6 protein-coding genes are annotated in these 5,058 nt (G+C 68.9%); 4 read left to right on the forward strand and 2 right to left on the reverse strand.

The genetic code is table 11. The features are described 5' to 3' along the window. From CQZ88_RS29180 to CQZ88_RS29200, 4 genes are all read left to right on the forward strand, one after another. Nucleotides 1-1,112: S1C family serine protease (locus CQZ88_RS29180; protein WP_180987104.1), on the forward strand; the 1,112-nt coding region annotated here is incomplete at its 5' end. A 71-nt stretch (nucleotides 1,113-1,183) separates the two neighbouring features. Further along, entirely contained in the window at nucleotides 1,184-1,681 is a 498-nt protein-coding gene (locus CQZ88_RS29185) for a molybdenum cofactor biosynthesis protein B (protein WP_029542037.1), read from the forward strand. 784 nt (nucleotides 1,682-2,465) lie between these two features. Continuing rightward, nucleotides 2,466-3,251, forward strand: a complete 786-nt coding sequence (locus CQZ88_RS29195; RefSeq protein ID WP_102800651.1) for an MspA family porin — start codon at nucleotides 2,466-2,468, stop codon at nucleotides 3,249-3,251. A 51-nt stretch (nucleotides 3,252-3,302) separates the two neighbouring features. Beyond that, nucleotides 3,303-3,938, forward strand: a complete 636-nt coding sequence (locus CQZ88_RS29200; protein ID WP_050034762.1) for an MspA family porin — start codon at nucleotides 3,303-3,305, stop codon at nucleotides 3,936-3,938. A gap of 90 nt (nucleotides 3,939-4,028) precedes the next feature. Here the strand turns inward: CQZ88_RS29200 and mscL are convergent, their stop codons facing one another. Beyond that, nucleotides 4,029-4,460 (reverse strand): large conductance mechanosensitive channel protein MscL, encoded by a 432-nt coding sequence (gene mscL / locus CQZ88_RS29205; RefSeq protein WP_050034763.1) that lies wholly within the window; start codon nucleotides 4,458-4,460, stop codon nucleotides 4,029-4,031. Nucleotides 4,461-4,556: 96 nt separating this feature from the next. Further along, nucleotides 4,557-5,058: RcpC/CpaB family pilus assembly protein (locus tag CQZ88_RS29210; protein ID WP_258008879.1), on the reverse strand; the 502-nt coding region annotated here is incomplete at its 5' end.

Below are 5,058 nucleotides of genomic sequence, written 5' to 3' on the forward strand. Positions count from 1 at the left end.
CGCCGGGGCCCCAGGGTTCACCCCGATCGGCGCGGGGCCTGCTCGCCCTCGGCGCCGTCGCGCTGGCACTGGTCAGCGGCGGGATCGGCGGCGCCGTCGGCGCGTGGACCACGCAGCAGTCGACCGGCGGCACGGCCGTCACCAACGCCCTCGACGCGCCGCGGCCGTCCACGACGACCGTCGCCGCCGCCCCCGCCGGTTCGGTGCAGGCCGTCGCGCAGAAGGTCGTACCGAGCGTCGTGCGCATCGAGGTGGTCGGCCGCACCGCGCAGGGCGAGGGCTCGGGCGTGATCCTGTCCTCCGACGGCCTGATCCTCACCAACAACCACGTCGTCGCCGGGGGCGGCGCCGGCGCGCAGCTCACGGTGTACTTCTCCGACGGCAGCTCGGTCCCCGCGACCATCGTGGGCGCCGACCCGATCTCCGACATCGCCGTGATCCGCGCGGAGGGCCGCACCGACCTCACCCCGATCGAGCTCGGCGACTCGAACGCCGTGCAGGTGGGCCAGCAGGTGGTGGCGGTCGGCTCGCCGCTCGGTCTCGAGAGCACGGTGACCACCGGTATCGTCTCGGCCCTGGACCGGCCCGTGTCGACCAGCGGGGAGACCGGCAACCAGAACACCGTCATCGATGCGCTGCAGACCGACGCCGCGATCAACCCCGGCAACTCCGGCGGCGCGCTGGTGAACATGGACGGCCAGCTGATCGGCGTCAACACGGCGATCGCCACGGCCGGCGGACAGTCCGGATCCATCGGCCTCGGCTTCGCGATCCCGGTCGATCAGGCACGCCGCATCGCCGACGAACTCGTCGACACCGGCAAGGCGACCCACGCCGTCATCGGCGTCCAGGTGCCGTCGCAGAGCGACGTGCGCGGCGCTCGGGTCATGGAGGTCACCGGCGGCGGGCCCGCGGAACGGGCCGGTATTCCGAGCGGCGTGATCATCACCAAGGTCGACGACCGGCTCGTCACCGACGGGGACTCCCTGATCGCGGCGGTCCGCTCGTACGCGCCCGGCGACACCGTGCGCATCACCTACACCGACGCACAGGGTGGCAGCGAGAAGACCGTCGACGTGCAGCTCGCGGCGGCCGAGGCGGGTGGCCGATGAGAAGAGACGCCGCCGGATTCATTCTCGGACATACAGCTCGTTCGACGGACAGGGCAACTACGGTGGGCATCATGGAATTCGAAACCCCCAGGACCGGGCGAGCCCTCGTGGTGATCGTGGACGACCGGGTAGCGCACGGCGACAACCCGGACTCCGCCGGGCCCCTGGTCACCGAGCTCCTCGCAGAGGAGGGATTCGCCGTGGACGGTGTCGTCACGGTGTCGGCCGACGAGGTGGAGATCCGCAACGCCCTCAACACCGCCGTCATCGGCGGCGTGGACCTGGTCATCTCCGTCGGCGGCACCGGGGTGTCGCCGCGCGACGTGACGCCCGACGCCACCTCCGATGTGCTCGACCGGGAACTCCCGGGGATCGGCGAGGCCCTGCGCTCGTCCGGCTTCTCCGCCGGCGCGATGGACGCCGGTCTGTCCCGCGGTCTGGTCGGCCTGTCCGGCTCCACGTTGGTCGCGAACCTCGCCTCCTCGCGCGCGGCGATCCGCGACGGCATGGCCACGCTCCTGCCGCTCGCCTCGCACGTGATCGAGGAACTGTCGCGGGTGGAGGGATAGCCATCACCGGCACGGACGAGAGTGCGTCCGGCGCGTCGTCGGACGACGCACCACGGCGCGACGACGCGAGCCGGGCCCGGATCGACCGGGCCCGGCTCCGCCGCATCTTCGGCGACGTCCTCCCCGAGACGACCCGCGACGAGCGCTCGCCGGCAGACGATTCGTCCGACTCGGAAGAATGGCTGCGCCGGCAGGTACCGCCGCACCACGGCCACATGTGATCTACCCCACTTGTAGAAGTCGGCCGATGCCGAATCGTTAATTCCAGCGGTGGGATTCCGCAACCTTCTCGTAACCCTGCAACTCGGCGAGTCGCGGTCGACGCGCGCCCGGCTTTCGGTGGCGCGCATCACGGAAGTACCGGCAGTATGTATTCGGCCACAGCGGCGCATGAACCCGCCACCAGGGGGTATGCGGCTCTATTCATGGGTGATAGACGGTTTTCGGCGCCTCCGCAACCCCTTCGGGGCGGCCGTTGAAATGGCACCGATTGTTTCATCGGGCCGAAAGAATTTCGGGTTCGACGAGGCCTCGCCCCGGGACGTAGCCGTTGCTGGCTTCAGAGGTCACGGTCTAGTCTCTGTCCTGGTTCGCTCAGGTCAAGATCGGTAGCTAATGCGACGGTCTTCATCACGAATCGGAAACGCAACCGTGCGGATGACGCACACGTCGGCACCGGTGAGCACGCTCGCCGGTGTCTCAGGTGTGGCATGCCTCGCGGGCGACAGGGCAGTTGTCGGACGCGTGTGCGTGACCCGGCACGCAGAGAATGGATGAGGCATTCATGAAGATGCAGACGCGACGCGGTGTGAAGGCCGCCCGCAACGTCACGGTGGCCGCCGCCGCCGTGTTCGGCCTGGTTCTGGGATCGACCGGGACCGCCGGCGCTGTGGTCGACGACCAGAACCGGATCGTGTCGGACGGCCACGAGGTCATCGTGACCCAGGAGGACACCTTCATCCAGGGTGTTCCCCCGATCGGGGGCAGCCCGCTCAGCCGCGAGTGGTTCCACAACGGCCGTGGCATCGCCAACATCGTCGGCCCCGACGCCGCGGACTTCGAGGGCTCGACCTTCCAGTTCGGCTACCAGTTCGCGTGGTCCGCCGCTGTCGACGGCTCGATCGGCATCGCGTGGTCCAGCCCGCAGGCGGAGCTCGAGGTCGCAGCCTCGCCCGGTGACGTGTACGTCCCCGTCGACGAAGTGGATCCTGAGACCGGAGAGCCGGTGCTCGATGAGGACGGCAACCCGGTTCAGGCGGAAGACGAGAACGGCAACCCGCTCTACACGATCGATCCCGAGGCTTCCGCTGTCGACGTCGAGAACACCCTCACCGTCGACAGCATCCTTCCGCAGTTCACCGCGGGCATCGAGCTGACCCCGGCTCCGGGCATCGAGGAGCTCGTCGTCGCCGAGGGCGAATTCGACGGCGATTACAAGCACGTCCAGTTCGCCAACGTCCACGGCGCCGCCACCGGCGTCATCGGCGCGGTCTCGGTCCGCCCGTTCGTCCGCGTGATCACCGCGAACGGCGACAACGTCACCACCTACGGCAAAGTCTGGACGATCTAGTCCTGCTCGCCCCACCCCGCAGTAATCCCCACCAAGAAATACGGAGAAATCATGGGAATCAAGTCGCGTGGCTTCAAGGCCGCACGTAACGCCGCGGTGTCCGGTGCCGCTGTCCTGGGCCTGGTCCTCGGTGCGACCGGCTCCGCGCAGGCTGCGGTCGACGATCAGAACCGGATCGTCTCCACGGACGGCTACGAGGTCGTGGTGACCCAGGAGGACACCTTCATCCAGGGTGTTCCGGCCCTGGGGGGCAGCCCGTTCAACCGCGAGTTCTTCCACAACGGCCGCGGCACCGCGAACCTCGTCGGTGAGTCCGCTGCCGACGCCGAGGGCACCACGTTCCAGTTCGGCTACCAGTTCGCGTGGGCCGGCAGCATCGACGGCGCCATCGGCGTCACCTACTCCACCCCGCAGCTCGAGCTGGAGCTCGGCTCGGATTCCGTTGCCACCGTGACCGACATCCTCCCGCAGGCCTACGCCGAGCTCGAGTTGACCCCGGCTCCGGGCATCGAGGAACTCGTCGTCGCCGAGGGCGAGTTCGACGGTGACTTCAAGTCCGTGCAGTTCTCGAACGTTCACGGCACCGCCTCCGGCGTCATCGGCGCCGTTCAGGTCCGTCCGTTCGTTCGCGCCATCACCGCGAACGGCGACAACGTGACCACCTACGGCAAGCCCTGGACCGTCTGACACGACGTCCTGCCGACAGGCTGAACACGGGTTGGGCCCGCTCGGAATTCCGAGCGGGCCCAACCTTTTTCGTCGGTGGCACGGTTGCGCCTACTGTTCCCTCTCCTCGAGGCTCAGCTTGGCGTGTGCGCCGGTCTGGCCGGACTGCACCTGGAGGAGGTCGCGGATCTGGATGAGCAGATCCTCGGCGCTCGCCTTGGTGTCGTCCCTCTCGGTGGCGAACCGCTTCTTGGCCGCGTTCGCCGGGAGGATCAGCACGAAGTAGACGACGGCGGCGATGATGACGAAATTGATGATCGCCGACACCACCGCGCCGATGTTGACGAAGGTGGCGGGATTGTCCGCGAGGATCTGGAAGCCCCAGCCCATCTCGTTGTCGCCGCCGAGCGCGGCAATCAGGGGTTCGATGACGTTGCTGGTGAAGGCCGTGACGATGGCCGTGAACGCGGTGCCGATGACGACCGCGACAGCGAGGTCGAGTACGTTTCCGCGGAGCAGGAAGTCCTTGAAGCCTTTCAACATGGCGCTTCTCCTAGACGTGTCTTGTCGTCATGCTCGCAGTCGCACCATAGACCAGTAGGTATGTCGCAAAGTCCGGAATGCGGATCCCGGCCCGGATCAGTGCAGGGTCACCGTCAACGCGCTCACGAGCGATGCAGCAGCCACAGCCGTCGCCGGCTCGGGCGGCAGGGCGAGCAGGACCACCTTCTCGCCGCGGTCGCTCGTCTGGTCCGTTCCCTGGGCCAGCACGACGGTCGCCCCCGTGGCCAGCACCCGCACCTCCGGCGCCGCACCCGACGACGGGGAGCCGTCCTCGGCGACGGTGAGGACGTCGACCAAGTCGCCTTCGCGCAGCAGATCCCCGACGCCGGGATCGGCCAGGCGCACCGGGACCACCCGGGCCGCCGCGTCGCCGGTGGCGGACGCCGCCAGCCGCGGCCCGAGCATCCGCACCCCGACGAGGGCTTCGCCGGCGGGCACCGGTCCTGCCAGGGTGTGGCCGATCGCCTCGGCGGGGTCGGTGAGTGCCCCGGACGGGAGTTGGGACGAGTCGCGCTCGACGACGGTGACGTCGTCGGCGGTGAGGGTCTGCCCGGGCCGCAGGTCGCGGGCGGCGACG

Origin of the sequence: Rhodococcus sp. ENV425 (assembly GCF_002887785.1) — a bacterium.
Classification (GTDB): domain Bacteria; phylum Actinomycetota; class Actinomycetes; order Mycobacteriales; family Mycobacteriaceae; genus Rhodococcus; species Rhodococcus aetherivorans.